This window comes from Roseateles sp. P5_B10, from assembly GCF_056400485.1.
Window position 1 is genome coordinate 1 of record NZ_JBFULE010000592.1, and the last position, 3,370, is coordinate 3,370.

A 3,370-nucleotide genomic window follows, 5' to 3' on the forward strand; every position below is an offset into this window, starting at 1 on the left:
GATTTGAGGAAGGGGCCGAGCGTGACCAGCACGACGCTCAGCGCCTTGACGATCTGTTCCAGGTGTTCCATGCGGGCGRGGTCTAGGGCTTGGGGAGGACGTCGGGCGGCGGCAGCGCGCCGACGATCTTGCGGCGGGCCTTGGGCTTGGACATCCTCATCGGCGTCATCGTTGTCACGCGACGGGCCGTCTTGGTAGCTGCCCGCTACCTGATTGACGCCACCGGAACACGCGTCCTGACTTCGCGTCGACTTGGCAGTGCATAGAGCCACCAGGCGCCACTACGACTTGCCCGAGGTTGCCTGAACCTGCGTCTGGATCGTGCTGCGAACGTCACTGGTCAGCACGTTGCGCTGGCTCAGTCCGATCTTCATATCCTGGTAGACGGGCTTGCCGCCGTCCGGGTCCAAGATCGTCAGGACGGCTGCGAAAGGAATGCCCTCTGTTGGGAACTCTTCGGACGCACGAGTCAGGTACTTGATGCAGACACGCCATTCCGACGTCTTGCCCACGCCGTTGGGCGATGAGAACCGGACCTGCTTGACCGTGCCCCACTTCAAGCCCTCTTCGATCAAGTGCTTTTCCATGGCTGAGGCAGCCTTGTTCGGCTCGGTGGCGAAGGTGTCTTCACTGCGCTTTTCCCAGCTGCCATCGGCTTTGCGCTGGTGAAGCACGGCTTCCAGATTGATGCGCACCAACTCGCCGTCGTGGGCGTCCTGAATCGGCGGGGAGTACACCATCGTGAGCAGCGCCTCCCCCTTGCACTTCCCGTCCTCCACGAGCGACAGCGGCCAGTCGAACTTGAAGAACAGGTCCTTCTTGTTCTGCATATCGTCGTAGAACAGCAAGGTCGCCTGATGCGGCGCTCCCGATAGGAAAGAGTCGCTGGACGACGGCAGGCCGAATCCGACAAACTGCCGCGCGATCTTCTTGGAGTAACTGCTGAGGCAGGCCGGGGGACGCGCGCCGTGGATCAGTAGCGCGGTCAACCCTTCGCGAGGCAGCTTCGATCCCGTCAGTTGATCGAGACGGGCCAGCGTCTTTGCCGCCAGCGGCCCGGCATAGCTGGTGCCTGCGACATAGCGGGTAGAGCCCGTCGAATTGGTCGACAAGAGCCCGGTGTCCGCTGACGTGCTGGCACACAGGCCGCCGTAGTGCGCGATGTCGGGCTTCACGAAGTGCTTGGTCGAGACGCCTCGACGCGAGTACCGGGCCGGTGCCTGCGCAATGCCGGCCGAAGTCATCGGCGGATTCAGCGCGCCGACGGAGACCGCAAATAGCGCGTCCGCCGGTGACGTCAGGCCGTCGTCGTTGACGGAAGCGAGGTTGGACAGGACCACCATCGGATCGATGTGCCACTCCTGACGGCCGGTCCCTGCCTTGGTATTGCCCGCGCTGATGACGAAGATCACGTCGTGCGTACGGGCGATGCGATCAAGCCCTGCGGAGAGGTCCGGGTAGTGGTCGCCGTGCCCCGGCGGATCTTCGAAGTTGTGGCTGAAGCAGAACACGCGGGCGCCGGTCTGCTGCTTGGCGGCTTTGACTTCCTGCTCGACGCTCAGCACGAAGGCGAGATCGGAGCTGTAGTTGGCGTCGTAGTAGGCCTCTCGCGGGACCATCGTCAGGTCGGCGATAAAGCAGCCGTCCGGCTCAGGGCTGATCTGGTTGCCGTTCAAGGCCTGCCCGGACACCAGCAGCCCCACGATCTCGCCGCCATGTGAGATGTCGGCGTGCGCCGTGGGAACCACTTGCGACTGATGCATCACCCAGGCGCTGTGAACCGGGCCGACGCCACCATCGATGATGCCGACAACCGGGTACTGCGCGCCAACGGCAGGCATTGCCGGCGTGAAAGTGCTCGGGGCCGCAGCAGCCGGTGCGGACGCGGAGCCCGATCGGAGCGCTGGCGGCAGGCTGATACGACGCACAGCCGGATGCTGTCCAAGGACTTCCAGCAGCCTCTCGTGGTGCGCACTGTCAAAAGAGGGTTCTCCGGAAGCTCGCAGCGCTTCTGCGAGCTTGGGAGCGCGAACGAAGTAGCGGTGTTGCGGCGCCTTGCGAAGCCAGATGTAGAGCCGCATCATCGAGGCGGCATCGGGCCGATACAGCGCGCCGACGTATCCACAGCCGAGCTCTTCATCGAGTTTGCGCAGCAGGTCGCCCACGACGTCAGAATGGCCAGCAAGGTCTTGCCGCGCCAACTTCGCCACGGGCTGGATGGATTCAAAAAGATCGACGCGGTAGGCCTTGGGCACGGCCTGTTCGTTGAACCAGGCCAGTGCCTGGTCGGTGCTGAACGCCCGCCGGTCGGGTGCATCCCAGAGACGCACGCTCTCGATGGCACCCACTTCGGCGCGCTCGCGAGACGGGTCCGGCTCCAGGACGTTGGGCTTGTCCTTCTTGGGTCTGTAGGCCAGCTCGACCTCGGCGTTTTCGACTTGGGCGATCGCCTGGTCGATGCCGCTGGGCGAGACCTGCACGATCAGCTCACCGACTCCGGAGGAGCCGGCAAGCGGCATGGTGTTCGGATGGAAGACCCGCTTGGTGGGGCGATGGGACTTCGCCAAGGCCTCCTCGCGCATCCGCACCTTCAAGAACCCGATGCCGCTTGCCGAGCTGCTCTGCAGCTTCGACTTGACGACTTTCAGCTGCTCGCTCAACTGCTGCTTGTGCACAGCAAATGCAGCATCAAGACCTTCGAAGAATTCCTTGTTCGACGATCCGGGATTGCGCTTGCGGTCGGCCTGAAATTGCCGAGCGTCTAGCACCACCTGAATAGGGCTGTACGTTTCCATGTTCCTCCCTGCGAACCGGCGCTACTGATTTTTGTTGCCGGTAGTTGATCAATTAGGCCATAACTGCATCATCAAGCCAACGGGCAACGGCTGACTTGCTCTTGTCGAACAACGCACCCAGATCGTTCAGCGTGAATCGCGAGTACTTATGGCGAGCCCACCTCGCAATGTCAGCGTCTTCCTTCTGCAGCAGATGGCGGACCTCGTCTGACAATCGGCCGCTGTTGAGATACGCGATGTCCCGCAGGCATTCAATGGGTGAAGCCGGCTTGGGCTCCATCACAGAACGCTTCTTGTACAGGTCGACGATCGTCTCTATCTCGGCGCCTGATGCGCCCTCAGTCATCAGCACCAGGAAGCGCTTCACCGGCACCGGAATTTCGGTGGGCGCCTCGTAGCGGGAGACGATGGCTTCACGAGTCTCGGCATTGGGTAGCGGCACCTCGACCTGCGCCGCAAACCGTCGCCACACTGCCGGGTCCAGGAGCTTGGGGTGATTGRTGATGCCGATCGTGATGCCGATGGTCGACCGCACGTCCAGGTTCTGCAGAAGCGCGTTGACGACGCGCTTGATC

At 62.8% G+C, this 3,370-nt stretch carries 1 protein-coding gene and 1 pseudogene; both read right to left on the reverse strand.

Going from position 1 to position 3,370, the window contains the following annotated elements; genetic code table 11:
- Positions 1-281: 281 nt before the first annotated feature.
- A complete protein-coding gene (locus tag AC1DU6_RS24410) occupies positions 282-2,795 on the reverse strand; it encodes a S8 family peptidase (protein ID WP_477860232.1) in 2,514 nt (837 codons plus the stop codon).
- 52 nt (positions 2,796-2,847) lie between these two features.
- Positions 2,848-3,370 (reverse strand): annotated as a pseudogene (locus AC1DU6_RS24415) (ATP-binding protein); the annotation flags it as partial.